General features: G+C 59.9%; 21 protein-coding genes. 5 read left to right on the forward strand and 16 right to left on the reverse strand.

The features are described from left to right. Window positions 1–28: 28 nt before the first annotated feature. The 4 genes from qcrB to ctaE form a co-directional block, all read right to left on the reverse strand. Window positions 29–1,708 carry a cytochrome bc1 complex cytochrome b subunit gene (gene qcrB, locus M1E02_RS10380; protein ID WP_479377942.1) on the reverse strand — a complete coding sequence of 560 codons (1,680 nt, stop codon included), beginning with the start codon at window positions 1,706–1,708 and terminating at the stop codon, window positions 29–31. Further along, window positions 1,686–2,762 (reverse strand): cytochrome bc1 complex Rieske iron-sulfur subunit, encoded by a 1,077-nt coding sequence (gene qcrA, locus M1E02_RS10385; RefSeq protein WP_479377943.1) that lies wholly within the window; start codon window positions 2,760–2,762, stop codon window positions 1,686–1,688. The genes qcrB and qcrA overlap by 23 nt, the downstream gene beginning before the upstream one ends. Before the next feature lie 99 nt (window positions 2,763–2,861). Next, complete coding sequence (qcrC, locus tag M1E02_RS10390) at window positions 2,862–3,650, reverse strand: cytochrome bc1 complex diheme cytochrome c subunit (RefSeq protein ID WP_479377944.1); 789 nt, start codon at window positions 3,648–3,650, stop codon at window positions 2,862–2,864. An 86-nt stretch (window positions 3,651–3,736) separates the two neighbouring features. Then, entirely contained in the window at window positions 3,737–4,375 is a 639-nt protein-coding gene (gene ctaE, locus M1E02_RS10395) for an aa3-type cytochrome oxidase subunit III (protein WP_247040469.1), read from the reverse strand. 147 nt (window positions 4,376–4,522) lie between these two features. Between ctaE and trpD the strand changes: the two genes are divergently transcribed. Next, window positions 4,523–5,581 carry an anthranilate phosphoribosyltransferase gene (trpD, locus tag M1E02_RS10400; RefSeq protein WP_479377945.1) on the forward strand — a complete coding sequence of 353 codons (1,059 nt, stop codon included), beginning with the start codon at window positions 4,523–4,525 and terminating at the stop codon, window positions 5,579–5,581. A 3-nt stretch (window positions 5,582–5,584) separates the two neighbouring features. On the opposite strand, the gene M1E02_RS10405 is transcribed toward trpD, so the two are convergent. Continuing rightward, window positions 5,585–5,866, reverse strand: a complete 282-nt coding sequence (locus M1E02_RS10405; protein ID WP_479377946.1) for an Lrp/AsnC family transcriptional regulator — start codon at window positions 5,864–5,866, stop codon at window positions 5,585–5,587. Window positions 5,867–5,933: 67 nt separating this feature from the next. After that, entirely contained in the window at window positions 5,934–6,362 is a 429-nt protein-coding gene (locus M1E02_RS10410; RefSeq protein WP_479377947.1) for a DUF3054 domain-containing protein, read from the reverse strand. A 50-nt stretch (window positions 6,363–6,412) separates the two neighbouring features. Here M1E02_RS10410 and M1E02_RS10415 point away from each other — a divergent pair, with 50 nt between their 5' ends. Then, window positions 6,413–6,784, forward strand: coding sequence for a VOC family protein (locus M1E02_RS10415; RefSeq protein ID WP_479377948.1), 372 nt, complete (start codon window positions 6,413–6,415; stop codon window positions 6,782–6,784). Between the two features lie 88 nt (window positions 6,785–6,872). Next, window positions 6,873–7,346: a VOC family protein gene (locus M1E02_RS10420; protein ID WP_479377949.1), complete on the forward strand. Its 474-nt coding sequence runs from the start codon at window positions 6,873–6,875 to the stop codon at window positions 7,344–7,346. Window positions 7,347–7,386: 40 nt separating this feature from the next. On the opposite strand, the gene M1E02_RS10425 is transcribed toward M1E02_RS10420, so the two are convergent. Both M1E02_RS10425 and M1E02_RS10430 read right to left on the reverse strand, forming a co-directional pair. After that, entirely contained in the window at window positions 7,387–8,790 is a 1,404-nt protein-coding gene (locus M1E02_RS10425) for a GntP family permease (protein WP_479377950.1), read from the reverse strand. After that, window positions 8,787–9,377 (reverse strand): gluconokinase, encoded by a 591-nt coding sequence (locus M1E02_RS10430; protein WP_479377951.1) that lies wholly within the window; start codon window positions 9,375–9,377, stop codon window positions 8,787–8,789. Before M1E02_RS10430 ends, M1E02_RS10425 begins: the two co-directional genes overlap by 4 nt. A gap of 226 nt (window positions 9,378–9,603) precedes the next feature. On the opposite strand from M1E02_RS10430, the gene M1E02_RS10435 reads away from it, so the two are divergent. After that, window positions 9,604–10,302 (forward strand): FadR/GntR family transcriptional regulator, encoded by a 699-nt coding sequence (locus M1E02_RS10435; protein WP_479377952.1) that lies wholly within the window; start codon window positions 9,604–9,606, stop codon window positions 10,300–10,302. A gap of 35 nt (window positions 10,303–10,337) precedes the next feature. Here the strand turns inward: M1E02_RS10435 and ctaD are convergent, their stop codons facing one another. After that, window positions 10,338–12,095 carry an aa3-type cytochrome oxidase subunit I gene (ctaD, locus tag M1E02_RS10440; RefSeq protein WP_479378128.1) on the reverse strand — a complete coding sequence of 586 codons (1,758 nt, stop codon included), beginning with the start codon at window positions 12,093–12,095 and terminating at the stop codon, window positions 10,338–10,340. A 216-nt stretch (window positions 12,096–12,311) separates the two neighbouring features. Further along, on the reverse strand, window positions 12,312–12,518 hold the full coding sequence (locus tag M1E02_RS10445; protein ID WP_479377953.1) for a hypothetical protein: 207 nt from the start codon (window positions 12,516–12,518) through the stop codon (window positions 12,312–12,314). Between the two features lie 225 nt (window positions 12,519–12,743). Between M1E02_RS10445 and M1E02_RS10450 the strand changes: the two genes are divergently transcribed. Further along, the gene (locus tag M1E02_RS10450; protein ID WP_479377954.1) at window positions 12,744–12,887 is read left to right on the forward strand and encodes a hypothetical protein; all 144 of its coding nucleotides are present in this window, start codon (window positions 12,744–12,746) and stop codon (window positions 12,885–12,887) included. A gap of 45 nt (window positions 12,888–12,932) precedes the next feature. Here the strand turns inward: M1E02_RS10450 and urtE are convergent, their stop codons facing one another. The 6 genes from urtE to M1E02_RS10480 all read right to left on the reverse strand — a co-directional run bounded on the left by urtE (window position 12,933) and on the right by M1E02_RS10480 (window position 19,094). Then, entirely contained in the window at window positions 12,933–13,625 is a 693-nt protein-coding gene (gene urtE / locus M1E02_RS10455) for an urea ABC transporter ATP-binding subunit UrtE (protein ID WP_479377955.1), read from the reverse strand. Then, window positions 13,625–14,428, reverse strand: a complete 804-nt coding sequence (gene urtD / locus M1E02_RS10460) for an urea ABC transporter ATP-binding protein UrtD (protein ID WP_479377956.1) — start codon at window positions 14,426–14,428, stop codon at window positions 13,625–13,627. Before urtD ends, urtE begins: the two co-directional genes overlap by 1 nt. Further along, entirely contained in the window at window positions 14,425–15,591 is a 1,167-nt protein-coding gene (gene urtC, locus M1E02_RS10465) for an urea ABC transporter permease subunit UrtC (RefSeq protein ID WP_479377957.1), read from the reverse strand. The genes urtD and urtC overlap by 4 nt, the downstream gene beginning before the upstream one ends. After that, window positions 15,588–16,472: an urea ABC transporter permease subunit UrtB gene (gene urtB, locus M1E02_RS10470; protein WP_479377958.1), complete on the reverse strand. Its 885-nt coding sequence runs from the start codon at window positions 16,470–16,472 to the stop codon at window positions 15,588–15,590. Before urtB ends, urtC begins: the two co-directional genes overlap by 4 nt. 43 nt (window positions 16,473–16,515) lie before the next feature. Continuing rightward, window positions 16,516–17,781: an urea ABC transporter substrate-binding protein gene (urtA, locus tag M1E02_RS10475; protein WP_479377959.1), complete on the reverse strand. Its 1,266-nt coding sequence runs from the start codon at window positions 17,779–17,781 to the stop codon at window positions 16,516–16,518. Window positions 17,782–18,101: 320 nt separating this feature from the next. Next, the gene (locus M1E02_RS10480; protein ID WP_479377960.1) at window positions 18,102–19,094 is read right to left on the reverse strand and encodes a LacI family DNA-binding transcriptional regulator; all 993 of its coding nucleotides are present in this window, start codon (window positions 19,092–19,094) and stop codon (window positions 18,102–18,104) included. Between the last annotated feature and the right edge of the window lie 48 nt (window positions 19,095–19,142).

Here is a 19,142-nt window from a genome sequence, read left to right on the forward strand (position 1 = left end):
AAAGCAGTTGTAGCGATTGTGACAGCTACTAGTGGGTGAGACTCCGTTGTTCGTCTGCTGCTTCTACAGCTTCGTGCTGCCCATGGTGGCCATGGGCTGCTTCGAGCTCTGCAGGTGTGGCCGGAGCAACGCGGTCCTCGAAGAACAGCTTGGAAAGAGCGGCGCGTCGCTTCTCTTTCTTGGTCACGATTCCGTGCTCGTTCGGAACAGCCGGGAGCGGTGCGGGCGATTCGAAACCGACCAGCTTGTAACGCTTGTACTCGTCCAGCGGAGCGTGCACCTCGATAAACTCACCGTGGGGCAGACGTACGATACGTCCTGTCTCGCGGCCGTGGAGTGCGATCTCGCGGTCCTTGCGCTGCAGGGCGAGTGCGACACGCTTGGTGACGATGAAGGCGAGCACCGGGCCGATGAAGAACAGGGCGCGCAGCCAGTAGGTGACATCGTTCAGGGACACATTGAAGTGTGTCGCAATGAGGTCAGAACCAGCAGCCGCCCACATTACGCAGTACCAAGTGAAGCCGGCCATGCCGATTGCGGTACGCGTGGGTGCATTCCTTGGACGGTCCAGAACGTGGTGTTCGCGGTTGTCCTTGGTGATCCACCGTTCAATCCACGGGTACATGAACATCACGGTGAAGAGAATGCCCGCCGGAACCAGTGCCGGCAGGAGCACATTGAGTGTCAGGACATACCCGAAGATCACATACTCGAAGTGGAAGTCACCAATGACGCCCGGCATCAGGCGGAGCGCGCCGTCAACGAAACCGATGTACCAGTCAGGCTGCGTGCCTGCGGATACGGGGGAGGGATCGTAGGGGCCGTAGTTCCAGATCGGGTTGATCGTGAAGAAGGCTGCCATCAATGCGATAACACCGAAGACGATGAAGAAGAATCCACCGGCCTTCGCTGCATACACAGGACCCAGGGGGTAGCCGACGACGTTGCCGTCATTGCGTCCGGGACCGGGGTACTGCGTGTGCTTGTGCACAACCACCATAAAGAGGTGCAGCACAATCATGAGCAGGATCAAGGCCGGGACCAACAGAATGTGCAGCATGTAGAGCCGGCCGATGATGACCGTGCCCGGGAACTCGCCGCCGAAGAGGAAGAACGAGATATAGGTTCCGATGACCGGAATGGACTTGATGACGCCGTCGATGATGCGCAGGCCGTTGCCGGAAAGGAGGTCATCGGGGAGTGAGTAACCGGTGAAGCCCGCAGCCATGGCGAGGATCAGCAGGACACTGCCGACAACCCAGTTGAGTTCGCGGGGTTTGCGGAATGCGCCGGTGAAGAACACACGCAACATGTGAACAGCAATCGAGGCCACGAACAGCAGGGCCGCCCAGTGGTGTACCTGACGCATGAACAAACCGCCACGGACGTCAAAGGAGATGTCCAGTGACGAGCTGTACGCTACTGACATTTCAACGTTCTGCAGGCCGGTGAAGGAGCCATCGTAATGGGTCTCGGCCATGGAGGGGTCGAAGAAGAACGTGAGGAACGTGCCCGACAAAAGGAGGATGACGAAGGAGTACAAGGCGACTTCGCCGAACATAAAGGACCAGTGGTCCGGAAATACCTTGCGGCCAAATTCCCGGAGGATGCCCGAGCCGCCAACGCGCTCGTCTACAAAGTCCGTGATTCGGCCAGCTTTAGTTTTAGCGACGTAGGCGGGGGCTTCAGCTCTTGATGCTGCGCTCATGCTCATCACGCTCCCAGTAACTCGGTCCTACAGGTTCGTTGAAGTCGCTCGTAGCGACGAGGTAGCCCTCGTCGTCAACTGCAATGGGCAGCTGGGGGAGAGGACGGCTGGCCGGGCCAAAGATAACCTTGCATTCCTTCGTCAGGTCAAAGGTCGACTGGTGGCACGGGCACAGCAGATGGTGCGTCTGCTGCTCGTAGAGGGCAACAGGGCACCCGACGTGGGTGCAGATCTTGGAGTAGGCAACGATTCCGTTGTAACCCCAGTCTTCGCGTCCCGGTGAGGGATTGAGGGACTCAGGATCCAGGCGCATCAGCAGAACGACGGCTTTGGCCTTTTCGTTCAGCTTGCCTTCGTGGAGTTCGTTGAGGCCTTCGGGGATGACGTGGAAGGCGGAACCGATGGTGACATCCGATGCTTTGATCGGGGTTCCGTCGGGGTCGCGGGTGAGGCGCTTGAGCTTGCCGTCCTCGGGTGCCCACATGGTGTGGGCCAAGGCCTTGTCAGGACGGGGGCCGAGGTCACCAAAGATGGCGATCGCGGGCAGCGGTGCCAATGCGACGGCGCCAAGGAGGGTGTTGCGGATCAGCGGCCGGCGCTTGATTCCCGTTTCCTCGACAATGTCATCGACGATACGGACAGCGGCCTGGCGGTCCTCCTCATACCGGATAGCATGGCGCTCTTCCGATACTTCGTGGTCCGGCATAAGGGCCTTGGCCCAGTGGACAATGCCGGTGCCGATGCCGAGCATGGCAAAAGCCGTACCCAGTCCCAGCAGGGCGTTCTGCAGCCGGATGTCCGCGATGGTGGCGCCGGAGCCTTCCCCCAAGTCGATGACAAAATACGCCACCAGGAAGATAAAGGTGCCAACGACCGAAAGGCCAAACAGAAAGGCTACCTGCCGTTCTGCTCGTTTCGCGGCCCGCGGGTCCGTGTCAGCCAGGCGCAAACGATGCGGAGGAAGCCCAGGATCCTGGAACTTCTCCACCTCATTCTGACCAGCCGTAGCTACGGTGCCCGAGTGGTTCGGACTGCCGTCACTATGGTTGCCCATGATTCGCCTCATCCTTCTCTCGTCTCGGTCGGTGCCGAGTTAGTTTTCAATTCCTATCCGCCTGATCGGCGGAAATTCTTACATGGTCCGGAGCGGCAGCTATGACGTCCGGGAGGTTAGCCAGATGGTGAAAGCAATGATGACGCCAAGGCCGGCGATCCAAACAAACAGACCTTCAGCAACCGGGCCCAAAGCCCCGAGATCTGCTCCACCCGGGGAGCCGTTGTTTTCGATCTGCTTCAGGTAGGTGATGATGTCGCGCTTGCCCTCAGGGGAGATATTCGCGTCGTTGAACACAGGCATGTTCTGTGGACCAGTGACCATGGCCTCGTAGATGTGCTGACCGGAAACTCCGGCAAGAGGCGGTGCGTACTTGCCTCTGGTCAGAGCACCACCGGCGGCAGCAGCGTTGTGGCACATGGCGCAGTTGACGCGGAACAGCTCTCCGCCTTCGGCTGCATTGCCCTTCTCGTCCAAAAGCCCGGCTTCGGGAATCGACGGGCCGGGGCCGAGGCTGGCAACGTAGGCGGCCAGCTGGCGGGTCTGTTCCTCATTGAACTGAACCGGCTTTTCCTGTGCCTGCGGACCGTTCATCTGCATCGGCATACGGCCGGTGCCTACCTGGAAGTCGACCGAAGCAGCGCCGACACCCACCAGGGAGGGGCCGTCCTGCGTTCCACTTGCACCCATGCCATGGCAGGTTGCACAGTTAGCGGCAAAAAGTTTTCCGCCTTCTTCTGTGTCCTGCTCGGTGAAGTTCGTGGTGGAAGCCTTGGCCTGGTTCATGGTGGTGGCAACGGCGTACAGCCCACCCGTGACCAGGAGGCCCATCAACAGCAAGGCTATTGCGGCCAGTGGGTGACGTCGCTTCTGCGAGAGTGCCTTCACGTGGTGGTTCCTTTATTCGATGGTGCGCCGGCTCCGGGAGCCGCTTCTTGAAATTCTGCCTCTTGTAGAAAAAGAGTCAAGTCGGGCTACTTCAGCACGTAGATGACCATAAACAGGCCAATCCACACGACGTCGACGAAGTGCCAGTAGTACGAGGTGACAATTGCGGACGTTGCCTCGAAGTGCCCGAACTTCTTCGCGGCAAAGGAACGTCCCATGATGAAGAGGAAGGCAATGAGTCCGCCAATGACGTGCAAGCCGTGGAAGCCGGTGGTCATATAGAAGGCTGAACCGTATGCGTTGGAGGAGAGCGATACATGCTCAGAGACCAACATCGCGTATTCAGTAGCCTGCCCGGCAACGAAGAACGCACCCATAAGGAACGTCAGAGTGAACCACTCATTCATTCCCCAGCGGGTGAACTGCAAAGCTCCACCGCTTCGGCGCGGTTGCAGACGCTCAGCAGCGAAAACGCCCATCTGGCAGGTAAACGAGCTCGCCACAAGGACGATGGTGTTCACCAGTGCAAACGGGAAGTTCAGCTTGGCAGTCTCCTCGGCCCACATCCCTCCGGAAGTGGAACGCAAGGTGAAGTACATGGCAAAGAGGCCGGCAAAGAACATCAGCTCACTGGACAGCCAGACCACGGTTCCTACGGAAACCATATTCGGGCGGTTGAGCGTCGGGTGCGCCGGGGTACTGGGGGCATGGGTCGCAGCAGTCACATAGACATTATGTCTGCAAAAGTTCGTCCTGCCCAACGCAAACCGGGTTTTCAGAGGACTTTTTCTACAAAGACGCGAATTCGCGCGAAAAAGTTCCCGGCTGCGTTCACATTGGTCTGGCGGCATTCGCCTAGATAGCATCAGGAGGTGACTTCACAGGTATCTGCGCAGCCGCCCGCCAAGACTTGGCCGCGGCTCATATCGGCACTGATTCATCGCACGGACCTCACGGCAGAAGATACCGAGTGGGCCATGGGCAACATCATGTCCGGGGAGGCGACCCCTGCACAGATCGCCGGTTTTCTCGTTGCACTCCGGGCCAAAGGCGAAACCGTCGATGAACTGACCGGCCTGGTGAAGGCGATGGTTGCCCACGCGAACCCCATCAGCATCTCGGGGGAGAAGCTGGACATCGTGGGCACGGGCGGAGACCAGCTGAACACCATCAACATCTCCACCATGGCTGCCCTTGTGGCGGCCGGTGCCGGGGCCAGAGTGGTTAAACACGGCAACCGCGCTGCTTCGTCCTCCTCCGGGTCCGCCGATGTGCTCGAAGCCCTCGGAGTGCGTTTGGACCTGGCCATCGACCGAGTGGCCAGGAATGCAGAAGAGGCTGGAATCACCTTCTGCTTCGCCCAGGTGTTTCATCCCTCGTTCCGCCACACCGCTGTTCCCCGCCGGGAACTTGCCATACCCACGGCCTTTAACTTCCTTGGTCCGCTGACCAACCCCGCCAAGGTACAGGCGTCCGCCGTGGGCGTCGCCCACGCAAGGATGGCGCCACTGGTAGCTGGTGTGCTGGCGCGCCGGGGCAGCCGCGGGCTGGTATTTCGTGGCGACGACGGCCTGGACGAGCTGAGCACCACCGGGCCTTCAACTGTCTGGGAGATCCGAAACGGCCACGTGGCACAGGAAACTTTTGATCCCGGTGAACTCGGTATCCGTCCGGCCACCATGGAGGAACTTCGTGGCGGAGACGCCCAAGCGAATGCCGCCGTCGTGCGTCAGGTTCTGTCAGGCAGTAAAGGACCGGCACGGGACGCCGTTCTGCTGAACGCCGCGGCCGGTCTGGTGGCATTTGACCTTGCTGCAGAGGGGCCCTTGATGCAGAGGATGGCTGCAGCACTGGTTAAAGCAGAGGACGCTGTGGACTCCGGTGCTGCCGCCGGGGTGCTGGATCGCTGGGTGGCCCTCAGCCAGGGCTAAGTGCTACTGCTCGAAACCCAGCGCAAAGGCGGCGTCGAGGTCGTGCTGTGAGTAGGCGCGGAAAGCTATGTGGGTTGTCGTATGGACAACCGCCGGAACCTTGGAAAGCTTGTCCGCAATGACATCTGCAAGTTCCTCGTGGCGTGAAACGCGGGCAACCGCGATGAGGTCCCACTCGCCGGTAACCGAATAAACCTCGCTGATGCCTGGGATCGCGGAGATTTCCTCCGCCGTTTCCGGGATGCGTGAGGCGTCTGTTTTGATCAGGACAAAAGCGGTGATCACTGCGAACCCTTCCGGATCGGTTGCGCCATTGCCGTTCCGGCAGGCCCTTGAATCTGTGTTGCCCAGCCTAGTGCATCTGCCTCTGACGGGCGCGAAGGCGTATGAAGGCCGTCACTGCAATGCGGTGTCCCAGGAGGAAGACCCCGAGGGTCACCAAGGCAACAATGATGAAGGTCACCACCACCGTCTGATTGGTCAGCGCCCGCAGCAGCATCCCGATGGCTACGGTGCCGAGCCATACTCCCACTCCGGCCGGCCATGGCGAAAAGGGCGCCTTCCATGCGAGCATCATCAGCCACATTGCTGCTGCACCGGCAAGGAAGGGCCACGCTGTGAGCAGGACTCCGGTGATGATATCGCCACGTTGGTGGGCTTCCCGGCCCAGGGCTGCGAAGACCAGAATCAGCACGGCATCCGCGGCGGCGGCCCAGATGACAGTTGAGGCAGTGGTCTTGGCAGTTGTAGTTTGCACAGGGGCCCGGTGAGGAGAAGTCATAAGATCAACACTAGGCATGAATCCGCCACAACCACGCCTTGGAGGAAGAAGTGATCCTGCTGCAAGTCGCGCAAAGGGCCACTGACCTGAATCGCGCCGCCGAATTCTATTCGGAACTGCTGGGCACCCGGCCAACCGGGCTTTTTGACCCTCCGGGTCTTCTATTCTTCGACCTGCAAGGCGTCCGCCTTCTGCTGGACCGGGGCGCACCGTCGTCGCTTATCTATCTCGCCCTGGAGGACATCCGGGTTGAGATTGAACGGCTACGGGGCAGGGGAGTGGAAGTCGTCAGCGAACCGCGGGTTATTTTCAACCACGCCGACGGACAACTGGGGCCGGCAGGAACCCAGGAATGGATGGCCTTCATCAAGGACAGTGAAGGCAACACGTTAGGGCTGGTCAGCCAACTGCCGCAGGACTAGGCTCTGGTCACATGCACAGGGGATGCCGGTTCTTCCGTTGCCCTCTCAAAGATGGGCCGAGGCCTGCAGTGATGGGAGATTTGCACTCATGAAAAAGATCACGACCTGCCTGTGGTTTGACGGAAGGGCCGAGGAAGCGGCGGACTTCTACACCTCAATATTCGAAGATTCCAGGATTATGGAAGTCGCCAGGTACGGAGACGCGGGGCACGGGACGCCAGGGGAGGCCATGACCGTTCAGTTCCAGTTGGGCAATCGCGAGTTCACAGCCCTGAATGGTGCCCCCGGCTTCACTTTCAATGAAGCCATCTCCTTCATGGTGCCTTGTGCCAATCAGTCAGAAGTGGACCGCTACTGGGACAGCCTTTCCGACGGCGGCGAAGAAAGCCGGTGCGGCTGGCTGAAAGACCGGTTCGGAGTGTCTTGGCAGATCATTCCTGACAGGCTGGGCGAGTTGCTGGGCGGACCGGATCCTGAGGGAGCCCAACGCGCGATGCAGGCCATGCTCGGGATGCAGAAGCTCGACATTGCGGCGTTGGAGAAAGCCTATGAAGGGACTTAAACTGACCCGCCCAGCCAGAAATTAGCCCGCCAGCCCTGAATTAGCCCGCCAGCCCGGCCAGAACAAAGATGGCGGAGGCGATTGCGAATCCCATGACGCCGATCAGGGTTTCCATTACGGTCCACGTAAGCAGCGTTGTCTTCACGTCCATTCCAAAGAATCGCCCCACAAGCCAGAAGCCTGAATCGTTGACGTGGGAGACCACCACCGAGCCGGCGGCGACAGCGATGACGAGCGCTGCCACCTGCATGCCGTTCAACCCTGCCCCAGCAACCGCCGGGGCGATCAGGCCTGCAGTAGTAGTCAAGGCCACGGTGGCTGACCCTTGGGCAATACGGAGGATGGCAGAAATCAGGAATCCTGCCACAATGAGCGGAATTCCAATGTTTCCGAGCACGCCGGCGAGGGCCGAGCCAATCCCTGACGCCCGGAGTACACCGCCGAACATGCCGCCGGCGCCCGTGATGAGGATCACCGAACAGACCGGGCCCAGAGAGGATTCGAGCAGCTTTTCAAGATCGCTGTTATGGGTTCCGCGCCTGGCCCCGAGGACGAAGAGTGCCACCAGCACCGCGATCAGCAAGGCCACCGGAGTTTCTCCCAAGGTGCGGAGAAGCTGGAACCAGTATTCATTCTTGACGGACTCATCGAAGACCCCGGAGGACGCCAGGGTGCTGAGCCCGGTGTTGACGAAGATCAACAGGAGCGGGAGCAGCAGCAAGCCGATGATGGTCCGGAACCGGGGCGGATTCGCTTCGGCGGCCGCGGAAGCATGTCCCAGCAGTTCCGGCACGGGGAGTACCAGGCGCTTGCCAGTCCAGAGGCCGTATAGGTACGCCGTCACATACCAGGTGGGGATCGCTGCGATGAGGCCGGCGATCATTACCAAGCCAACATTGGCTTCGAAGAAGGCGGAGGCGGAGACCGGGCCGGGGTGCGGCGGCAGGAAGATGTGCATCACGGAGAACGCTCCTGCGGCCGGCAGGCCATAACGCAGGACACCTCCGCCAAGACGATGCGCCACCGCGAAGACCACCGGCAACATCACCACCAACCCCGCATCGAAGAAGATGGGGAAGCCGAAGATCAGCGACGCCAGGCCCAACGCGAATGGCGCCCGCTTTTCGCCAAAGACCCCGATGAGATAATCGGCCAGGACCTTGGCGCCTCCACTGGTCTCGACTATGCGTCCAAGCATGGCGCCAAGGCCGACGAGCAGCGCAACCGTTCCCAGCGTGGTGCCGAAGCCGTTAATCAGTACAGGAACCACCTGGTTCGTGGGAATGCCTGTGGCAAAGGCGGTTGCGAGGCTCACCACAATGAGCGCGATGAGCGCGTGCATCCGAAGCCTGATGATGAGGAACAGCAGGACGGCGACAGCCGCGGCCGCTATCAACAGCAGCGGAACCGCGCCGAGTGTTTGGGTCCATCCTTCGATGGTCATGATTCTCCTTTGAAACAGGTCTGGGCATGGGATCTGGTTGCGGGGGTGGATGTGCTTGCTTTGGCACTGTGCAGGCGGAGAGCGGCTATTACGGCTTCAACGAGCTGCGCCGGGGGTTGCGCGATATCCAACCGCATGCTGCCCACTGCCAGCTCCGAGGTGTCCAGCGGCTCAAGTGCTGCCAGCTGGCTGGGGAGCAGGGTGGTGGGCATGAAGTGGCCTTCCCGTCCGCGCATGCGTTCCGCCAGAAGGGATGGATCGCCATCGAGGTGGATGAAGGCAACACGGCCGTGCGCTTCGGACAGAAGCCGGCGGTAGCTTTGCTTCAGCGCAGAGCAGGTCAATACTGTGCTGCTGCCGCCTTCGGCCTTGGCCGTCATCCAGTCCCTGATTCGAACAAGCCACGGCCAGCGGTCGTCGTCATCCAGCGGGATGCCTTGACTCATTTTGTTGATGTTCGACGGCGGGTGGAATTCGTCCGCTTCTGCCCTGGCCCAGCCAAGGGCTACAGCAAGAGCTTCCGCGATAGTGGACTTGCCGGCACCGGCAACGCCCATCACCACAAGGTGGGTAGGAGGACACTTCATTGTTTTGATCTCCGTAGAAGACGACGCTGGCTTGTGTAGAAGCTCGCAGCCCAAGACTGCCTTCGAAATAAGATAGCACCATTCGAGGCAACAGGTAGTATCTTTTGTAACACAGGTCATACCTTATGCCCGCGAGTCGGGTATTCTGGGAGGGCTGTATCTGTCAGACAGATCCAGTACAAAAGAGAGGACTGCGATGTCGACGGCGATACAGGGGAGCGGGGGAATGGCCACTACGGCTGGTCCCGCATTGCACCAAAAAGTCCTGGATTCGCTGGGGGAGGCCATAGCTTCTGGCAAGCTCGCCCCGGGCCGGCGCCTGACCCTGGATGAGATCCAGCAGGACTACGGCATCTCGCGGACCCTGGCGCGCGACATCATGCAGGTCCTCGAGTCAATGAACGTTGTCTACTCCCGCCGTCGGGTAGGCATAGTCGTTCAGGAGCCGACGCATTGGAATGTGTTTGATCCGAAACTGGTGCGGTGGCGGCTGGCCTCCGAGCGTAGGGCTGAGCAGTACAGCAGCCTGACCGAGTTGAGAATCGCCGTCGAACCCATCGCGGCTGCCGGGGCTGCCCGCCGCGCAAGCTCAGCGGAACGAAGCCGACTGGCAGGATTGGCGGCGGAGCTTAGGCAGTACGGCGAAGCAGGGGATCAGGAGTCGTTCCTGGCCGCGGACATAGCTTTTCATCGTCTCCTGCTGAACAGTTGCGGCAACGAGATGTTTTCAGCGCTGGACGGCATGGTGGAGGAAGTGCTGACAAGCCGCACAAGGCAAGGCCTGATGCCGTTTCATCCCAGCCCTGAGGCTCTGCGGGCGCACGAAGAGGTTGCTGCCGCTGTTGCCTCGGGTGATGCGAGGACAGCCGAGACGAGCATGCACCAGATTCTTAATGAAGTGCGGAACGCCATGGGCCTGGAGTAGAGCCGGGCCTGGACTAGCGTCCGGTTCAGCTCGAGTTACTCGTCAGGATTTGGGGTGCGTACGTCCTTCTCCCCGATATCAGCCGCGCCCAGGACGTCCGCTGCAGGGGAATGCGTAGGCTCGTGTTCCCGGACGCGGATCTCCGGATGATGAAGGTCCAGTGCGGGGCGCTCCGAACGGATCCGCGGCAATGAGGTGAAGTTGTGCCGCGGTGGCGGACAGGATGTCGCCCACTCGAGGGAGCCGCCGAATCCCCAAGGATCATCGACCCCCACTTTTTCCCCGGCCCGCCAGGTAATGTACACGTTCCAGAAGAACGGGATCATGGAGGCTCCGAGAAGGTATGAACCGAACGTGGAGAACTGGTTCATCAATGTGAAGTTGTCCTGCGGCATGTAATCCGCGTAGCGGCGGGGCATACCCTCAACACCGAGCCAGTGGTGAATGAGGAACGTGCCGTGGAAGCCCAGGAACAGCATCCAGAAGTGAATTTTGCCAAGGCGTTCGTTCAGCATGGTGCCGGTCCATTTGGGCCACCAGAAGTAGAAGCCAGCGAACATGGCGAATACAACGGTGCCGAAGACGACGTAGTGGAAGTGCGCCACCACGAAGTATGAGTCGGACAGGTGGAAGTCCAGCGGCGGCGAGGCCAGGATGATGCCCGTAAGGCCACCGAAGAGGAACGTTGCCAGGAAGCCGATGCTCCACAGCATGGGCGTCTCGAAAGTGATGGACCCACCCCACAGGGTGCCGATCCAGTTAAAGAACTTCACACCTGTAGGAACGGCGATCAGCATGGTCATAAAGGCAAAGAACGGCAATAGCACTGATCCCGTGACGTACATGTGGTGGGCCCACACCGTTACGGACAGGGCACCAATCGCAATGGTCGCGTACACCAGCCCCTTGTAGCCGAAGATCGGTTTGCGGCTGAAGACCGGGAAGATCTCTGTCACGATGCCAAAGAAGGGCAAGGCGATGATGTAGACCTCGGGGTGGCCAAAGAACCAGAACAGGTGCTGCCAGAGAATAGCGCCGCCGTTCTCCGGATCGTAAATGTGCGCCCCGAATTTCCGGTCGGCACCAAGCGCGAAGAGAGCAGCGGCCAAGGGTGGGAAGGCCATAATTACCAGGATGGCTGTCACCAGCGTGTTCCAGGTGAAGATGGGCATACGCCACATAGTCATGCCGGGAGCACGCATGCAGATGATGGTGGTGATGAAGTTAACGGCTCCGAGGATGGTGCCGAAGCCCGAGAGCGCCAGGCCGAACACCCAAAGGTCTCCGCCGACACCTGGCGTGAAAGTGGTGTTGTTCAGTGGGGCGTAGGCAAACCAACCAAAGGACGCCGCACCTTGCGGGGTGATAAAGCCGGCCATAGCAATTGTCGAGCCGAACAGAAAAAACCAGAAGGCCAAGGCATTCAGGCGAGGGAAGGCAACGTCCGGGGCGCCGATCTGCAGAGGCATGATGACGTTGGCGAAGCCGGCAAACAGCGGCGTTGCGAACATAAGCAGCATAGCCGTGCCGTGCATGGTGAAGAGCTGGTTGTACTGTTCCTTGGTCTGTACGATCTGCATTCCAGGTTCAAACAGCTCGGCACGGATCAGGAGGGCCATCACCCCTGCCAGCAAGAAGAAGACGAAAGACGAGATCAGGTACATGAAGCCGATCGTCTTGTGGTCGGTGGAGGTGATCCAGTTGACGACGACGCTGCCCTTGCGCTTGGGCACTACCTGCGGGGACGCGGTCGGCGCGGCGGTCCCGCCGGTTGCATACTTGTAACTGGCCAAGGTCACTGCCCCCCGGACTGTTCACTATGCGTGCATGCCATCATCGGCTCTTTTCGGGCGTGCATACTGTGCCGCCGTTCGGCTTCAGCGGCTGCCGCTTCCCGGCCGCACACCGGAGCCGGAAGGGTGTTCCCCGGCATGACTGCCATGCTGGGGTCCTTCTTCGAATTTACTGAGGACGAGGGGTCCTGTCCATAGCTTTTGTGCCCGGTGTTACTAGCTGCTGGTCTCGTAGGCAAGGTCATCAATCGCCCACGCAAGAGCGCGCAGGTCGAACCACGAAACGGGCAACAGATTGTGGATAAAGGCGTCGAATTCAAAAGGATCACAATCTCCGCCATGGGTCCAGTACTGGATCCAGAGGTCGACCAACGCCAGATCTTCCCGCTGTAGCAGTGTCCTCGCCCTCAACCGCAGGTCCATAACCAATCCTTGCTTCTGCTCCTGCAGCAGCACAAGATCAGCGGGACTCTAACCGGGCAACCCAGCCTGTTGCCCGTATACCTGGAGGCTAAACCACCGGGAAAAGTCCCGGTGAGGACAATGATACAAACACGAAACGTTGCGTCGAGGCCAGGAAACATTACGGAGCTACGCTGATTCCTAGTTGGACAAAGAGGTCCCAGCCAAACACGAAAGGAACTACTGATGTTGTTTGCGAGCAGCCTTACTCTCTTCCTCGATTACCGCGGCAAAGACGACGACGCCCACTCCGGCGGCGCGGAGCATGCCACAGACTTTCCGAGCGGCCAGCTGACTTCCAGTGCTTGGGAAGGTTGGTGGCACGACTAACCCGCCTGCCCGCAGGTGTCCGCCGTCGGTATGGGCTTCTGCCTGTCAGATCAGCATCGCCTCCCGCACGCGTTCAGCAGAGCCTGTCCCTCCCTCGCCGCTGGAACTGACCCTTCCGGAGGCGAGCACGTAGTATCTGTCAGCCGCCTCCAATGCGAAGCCCAGATGCTGTTCCACAAGCAGGATCTGCATCCCGCTGCGGCGGGCCAGATTGATGATGGTCTGCTCAATTTCGGCCACAATATTAGGCTGGATACCTTCGGTCGGTTCGTCCAGAATGAGCAACCTGGGTTCGGTGATCAAGGCCCGTGCGATCGCCAGCTGTTGCCTCTGGCCACCTGAGAGCAAGCCCGCCCGCCGCTCGAGCAGGGGCCGAAGAACCGGGAACATGTCCAGAGCCTCTTCCACAAGCCGTTTTCCATGTTTGCGGCCGTCAGCCACGAGCTGCAGATTTTCCAGTGCCGTGAGCTGCCCGAACGACTGCTGGCCCTGGGGAACATAGGCCAAACCGCGCGAAACACGTTGGTGTGGCCTTAAGACGGATATGTCCTCTCCATCCAGCATGATTTTGCCCTTCATCGGCTTGATGAGCCCGACGACGGAACGAAGCAGCGTGGTTTTCCCGGCGCCGTTGTGACCCAGGATGGAAACCACCGCTTCTGCCGGAACGCTTATGTTCACATCGGTGATGATTTGGGTGCCCCCATAGCCCGCCTGCAGATCTATGATTTCAAGCATTACTCGCCTCCCTCCCTGGCACTGCCCAAATAGACTTCCTGCACTCTTCTATCTGCCTGGACTTCGGCGACACTGCCCTCACTGAGGACCTTCCCGGCAGCGAGGACTGTTACTGAGGTGGCAAATTCCCGGACGAAGTCCATGTCGTGCTCAATGACCAAGGTGATACGGCTGGCACCTATTCTCCTGAGCAGCTCTCCGGTCTCGTTTCGCTCGTCCTGGCTCATCCCGGCGATGGGCTCGTCAAGCAACAACAGGTCTGAATTTTGGACCAGGAGCATTCCAATTTCCAGCCATTGTTTTTGTCCGTGGGAGAGCACGCCTGCTTGCTTTTCAGCCAGATGACCCAGCCCTACAAGGTCCATCGCCTCTTCGATGGCAGGCTCGGTCTTGCTGCGGCGACGCAGAAGCTCCAAGGCTCCGCGGCCTGAGCCGGCGGCGATATCCAGGTTCTGCAATACCGAGAGGTTCTCAAAGACGTTTGCTGTCTGGAAGGTACGACCCACACCGAGACGGGCAATCCGATGAACCTTCCGGCCCAGAATTTCCGTTCCCGTGTGGTTTACCGATCCCGAGGCGCGTACCAGTCCGGTGATGGCATCGATGACTGTTGTCTTCCCCGCTCCGTTGGGTCCTATCAGGAAGCGCAGGTCACCTTGCGAGACGTCGAGATTCACCCCATCCACTGCAATAAAACCATCAAAGACCACGGAAAGATTCCTGATTTTCAGCTTCCGGGGCTGTCCGGCCAGGGGTCCTCCCGCCTTTGGTTGGGCCCGGGGCAGCAACAATGGGGACTTCATCGGCGGACCTCTTCCCGAATAGGTACGGTCTTTGGTTGGACCCGGTCATGGGCATGAGGGTGAAGACGACTGTTGGCGGCAGGAGCACTGGCAGTACCGCCGCCCGCCCTCTTTTGATTGATCAGGTTGCCTATTGCCCTGGGAACAGAGGCCAGGCCGCCTGGCAGGAAGCCGATCACCAGCACAAAAAGCAGGCCCTGGAAATACACCCAGAACGACGGGAAGGACGAGGCCAGGTTGGTCTGCGCTACCGCCACGCCCACGGCTCCCAGAACAGGTCCCAGAAGAGTTGCCCTGCCGCCGATTGCCACGCCGATCAGGAAGGCGATGGAGGGGACGACACCTACATCCGCGGGCGAGACAATGCCGACTATCGGAACGAACAGCGCACCGGCGATTCCGGCTATTACGGCGGCCAGCACATAGACAACTGTCTTGATGGTTGCGGGGTCATAGCCAAGGAACCTGACACGTTCCTCCTGGTCCCTGACGGCCACCAGAAGCTCACCGAACCGGCTGTGCATCAGTTGCCGCGCGGCAGCCATCACCGTCAACAGCACGATCACGGCGATGGAATAGAGCATCACCTTGTTCGCTGGATCCTGGAGGTCAAAGCCGAAAAATGACCTGAATCCGCTCAGACCGTTAGACCCTCCCGTGGTTGCTTGCTGACCAATCAGGAGAACGGCGAATGCTGCGGCCAGAGCCTGGCTGAGAATTGCGAAGTAGGCGCCTTTAACACGGCGTTTGAAAACAGCGAGGCCCAGGATCAGGGCCACTAGTCCTGGCAGCAGTGCCACTGCGAGCAGGGTGACCACCGGGCTGCGGAAGGGCTCCCACCAACCGGGTACATCGCCGCTTCCGTAGAGGGACATGAAGTCGGGTACGCCTGTTCCGCCAAACAGCGAAGCGTCAGCCAGCTTCATGTGCATCGCCATGATGTACGCTCCCAAGCCGAAAAAGACGCCTTGGCCCAGGGTCAGCATTCCACCCCGTCCCCAGGCGAGACCGATTCCAACAGCCACGATCGCGAAGCAGACGAACTTGCCCAACAGGCCGAGACTGAAGACGGACAGCACTGAGGGTGCCACAACTAGGAGCACCACACCGGCGAGTACAAATCCTGCCCCAACGCCCCACCGACTGCTGATAAGTGCCCTCATGCAAGGCTCCTTGTCTTGAGGCTGAAGATTCCCTGGGGCCGCAGCTGCAGGAACACCACGATCAACACCAGTATCAGGACCTTGCCGATGCTGGCGGTGGTGCTGAACTCAAGGGCCGATTGCAGGACGCCGAGCGAAAAAGCGGCGATTACGGCGCCCTTGATCTGGCCCACGCCTCCGGCGACCACCACGAGGAACGCGTCCACGATGTAGTTGGTCCCAAGGTAGGGGCTGGTTGAGCCAATAAGGGTGACGGCTACCCCGGCTATCCCTGCCAGACCCGATCCGATGAAGAACGTGAGCTGGTCTGTGCGCCGGGTGGAGATCCCACTGGTCTCTGCAAGATCACGGTTCAGGACTACGGCCCTGATGCGGCGTCCCAATGGGGTTCCTCTCAGAAGAAGAGCCAGAGCAGCCAGGCAAAGCAGGGACAGAATCAGGATGAAAAGCCGGGCAAGGGGAATGGGGGAGCCGAGCAGTTCGACGTTTCCTTGCAACCAAGCTGGGGCCCGCACGTCCACACTTGGAGCGCCGAACACGTCCCTGGCCACTTGTTGCAGGATCAGGGCCACACCAAAAGTGACGAGCAGGGTGTCCAGGGGCCGGTGGTACATGCGCCGCAAGAGCACGGACTCCACCAGCAATCCCATGAGCCCACCCACCAGGAAACCCACTGGAATGGATACCAAGAGCGAAATACCGGCGTCGGAAATAGCCCGCTGCACCACGAAGGCCGTGTAGGCGCCAGCCATCATGAATTCGCCATGGGCCATGTTAATGACCCCCATCTGTCCGAAGGTTAATGACAGGCCAAGTGCCGCCAGCAGGAGCACGGAGCCGAGGCTGAGCCCGGCAAAGAGCTGTCCGATCAGGAGTTCCATTCCAGTGGGCCTTTCTTCTGTTGACTGTGCGGTCAGAAAAGGGCTACTTGGCCAGATCCTTGGCCCAGTCGTAGCTGGTCAGGAAGGGATCAGGTTCCACGGCTTTGGGCGCGGACCACACGGTGTCAATCAACCCACTGGAATTGATCTTGCCGATGCGGGGGGTCTTGGTGATGTGGTTGTTTTCTCCATTGACGGTGACCAGACCTTCAGGCGCTTCGAAAGTGACGCCGTCGGCCGCCGCCTGAATCTTGTCCACCTCAAACGAGCCGGCCTTCTCGGCCATCGCCTTCCACACATACAGCGACGTGTAGGCCGCTTCCATCGGATCGCTGGTCACCCTGGCTTCGCCGAACTTTGCCTTGAAGGCTGCCACGAACTTCTGATTGGCTGGCGTATCAAGGGTCTGGTAATAGTCCCAGGCAGTGAGCTGGCCTTCCACGTTGCCCAGTCCAACGCCCGGAACCTCCTCTTCGGCGATGGAAACAGAAACCACCGGCATGGTTTCCGCGCTCAGTCCCACGCTCTTGTACTGCCGGAAAAAGGCGACGTTGCTGTCTCCATTGAGGGTGTTGAAAACGGCGTCAGCCTTTGAATCGCGGACCTTGTTGACGATGGTGGAAAATTCGGTAGAGCCCAGCGGTGTGTACTCCTCGCCCACAACCTTCATGCCATGGGCTGCAGCATAGGCCTGGATAATCTTGTTGGCGGTTCTGGGGAAGACGTAGTCGCTGCCCACCAGGAAGATGGACTTGGTGCCCTGTTCCGCGAGGTAATCCAGAGCCGGGATGATCTGCTGATTGGTGGTGGCGCCCGTGTAGAAGATGTTTTTGGACGCTTCAAGTCCTTCGTATTGAACCGGGTAAAAGAGCAGGGCGTCGTTGGCCTCGAAGACGGGAAGCATGGCCTTGCGGCTGGATGAGGTCCACCCGCCGAACACCGCCGCGGTGCAGTCCTGCTGGATAAGTTTGCCTGCCCGTTCAGCAAACTTGGTGGGTTCGCTGGCTCCGTCTTCACTGATTACTTCGAGCTTTTTTCCAAGAACACCGCCTGACGCGTTGATCTCCTCGGCGGCGAGGGTGAGTGAGTCAAATACCGTGCTTTCACTGATCGCCATAGTGCCGGACAGAGAATTGATGAAGCCCACCTTGACGCTGCTGCCGGAGGTATCAACGCAAGAACTGCCACTGCTGGTGGCGGATCCGGCGGAGGCCGGACTGCCGATCTGGCTGCCGCAACCGGCCAGGACAGTAACCATGGCCGCTGCAGCCATTGAGAGCAAAGCGCGCTTAGATACTGAAACCTTCACTGTTTACCTGCTTCTTACTCCGCGTTGCTTCAAAGCAACGGTTGGCCTCCCGGTCCTGCTTTCGAACCGTTGAGGTCAATCTAGGAGCGGATTGTTTCGGCGCGAGGGGTGCTTCATTTCCGATCCGTTTCGGCTTTTTCTCCTGACCCGGCTTGCGGGTGTCAAGGGGGAAAATGCCTGCCAGGGCAGCGAAGAATCGGCATGGGGATGCCTTGATGTCTCCGGCAGGAAAGGTTTAATTTACCTCCGGGTAATCTGCTGACCCGTCTCGTTGCCTTTTCCTCCTGCATGAAAAGGAAATTCGGGAAGACGCGGCTCGACTAGGCCGGAGGAGGGGCAGTCGTCTTGCGGACAACGAGGTGAGGAGTCCTCACAACATGGGCAGGACCCAGCGTCCCTTCTATCCTGTCCACGGCCCGGTCGACGGCGGCGGAGGCGAGTAGCTGCGCATCCTGGCTGACGGACGACAACTGCATAAAGCTGAGCCGGGCCAGCTGGCTGTCGTCATAACCGAGAACAGACACATCGGAAGGAACCTTCAGGCCGTTTGCGCGGAAGCCTTCGATCAAGCCCAGGGCCGATCTGTCATTGAAGGCCACAACAGCCGTCGGAGGGTTATCCAGCAGGGACTGCACCGCCCGCAGGCCGTCCTCCTCATCCGGCCCTCCGGGGATGACTCTCGGCTCCAGCCCACGTGCGCGCATTTCGCTGCGAAAGGCTTCGCTGCGCTCTTGGGCAGACACTGCTGTACCGCCGTCAACATGGACTATTTTGCTGTGGCCCAGACCCGTCAGGTGTTCCACGCCAAGGCGGATTCCGGCGTGATCGTCGCTGCTCACCGAGTCCACAAGCTGACCCACGTCGTTACGGAGGAGGCTTACGACAGGAACCTGACCCGAGTATCGGTCAAGTTCTTCCCCGGTCAGGGTCGGCGAAATCATGATCAACGCTTCCGATCCGAGATCCAGGAGGGATTCGATGGCCCGGGTTTCTGTCCGTCCGTTTGCCACGGCGCTCAAGGCTATTTCGTATCCACGCGAGTTGGCCTGCGCGTAGGCGGCGTCCACGATTTCGGCGTGGAAGGGCTGGGAACTGGAGAAGCTGAGACCGATCAATTTGGTGCGGCTGCTGCGGAGTAACCTGGCCCGGCTGTCCGGCCTGTAACCGAGTTCACCGGCAGCCTGGAACACTTTTTGTCTGGTGGATTCGGCGGCGCCTGGCGCACCCCTCATCACAATGGAGACCAAGGCCCGCGAGACGCCCGCTGCGTGGGCAACGTCCATCAAGGTTGGCCGGCGCTGCTGTTCCTTCATAATCTCCTCGTCCCCATCGGTGTCGCCTTCAGTGTATAGAACGATCTA

Source organism: Arthrobacter sp. Z5-13 (genome assembly GCF_056499105.1).

Bases quoted from the DNA above. Each gene is read 5' to 3' on its own strand.
- M1E02_RS10425 (WP_479377950.1), bottom strand. From the start codon at position 8,790: ATGACCATCGAAGGATGGACCCAAACACTCGGCGCGGTTCCGCTGCTG.
- qcrA (WP_479377943.1), bottom strand. From the start codon at position 2,762: ATGGGCAACCATAGTGACGGCAGTCCGAACCACTCGGGCACCGTAGCT.
- M1E02_RS10445 (WP_479377953.1), bottom strand. From the start codon at position 12,518: ATGGACCTGCGGTTGAGGGCGAGGACACTGCTACAGCGGGAAGATCTG.
- urtD (WP_479377956.1), bottom strand. From the start codon at position 14,428: ATGAAGTCCCCATTGTTGCTGCCCCGGGCCCAACCAAAGGCGGGAGGA.
- M1E02_RS10450 (WP_479377954.1), top strand. From the start codon at position 12,744: ATGTTGTTTGCGAGCAGCCTTACTCTCTTCCTCGATTACCGCGGCAAA.
- M1E02_RS10430 (WP_479377951.1), bottom strand. From the start codon at position 9,377: ATGAAGTGTCCTCCTACCCACCTTGTGGTGATGGGCGTTGCCGGTGCC.
- M1E02_RS10420 (WP_479377949.1), top strand. From the start codon at position 6,873: ATGAAAAAGATCACGACCTGCCTGTGGTTTGACGGAAGGGCCGAGGAA.
- M1E02_RS10435 (WP_479377952.1), top strand. From the start codon at position 9,604: ATGGCCACTACGGCTGGTCCCGCATTGCACCAAAAAGTCCTGGATTCG.
- urtB (WP_479377958.1), bottom strand. From the start codon at position 16,472: ATGGAACTCCTGATCGGACAGCTCTTTGCCGGGCTCAGCCTCGGCTCC.
- urtC (WP_479377957.1), bottom strand. From the start codon at position 15,591: ATGAGGGCACTTATCAGCAGTCGGTGGGGCGTTGGGGCAGGATTTGTA.
- qcrB (WP_479377942.1), bottom strand. From the start codon at position 1,708: ATGAGCGCAGCATCAAGAGCTGAAGCCCCCGCCTACGTCGCTAAAACT.
- M1E02_RS10410 (WP_479377947.1), bottom strand. From the start codon at position 6,362: ATGACTTCTCCTCACCGGGCCCCTGTGCAAACTACAACTGCCAAGACC.
- M1E02_RS10480 (WP_479377960.1), bottom strand. From the start codon at position 19,094: ATGAAGGAACAGCAGCGCCGGCCAACCTTGATGGACGTTGCCCACGCA.
- urtE (WP_479377955.1), bottom strand. From the start codon at position 13,625: ATGCTTGAAATCATAGATCTGCAGGCGGGCTATGGGGGCACCCAAATC.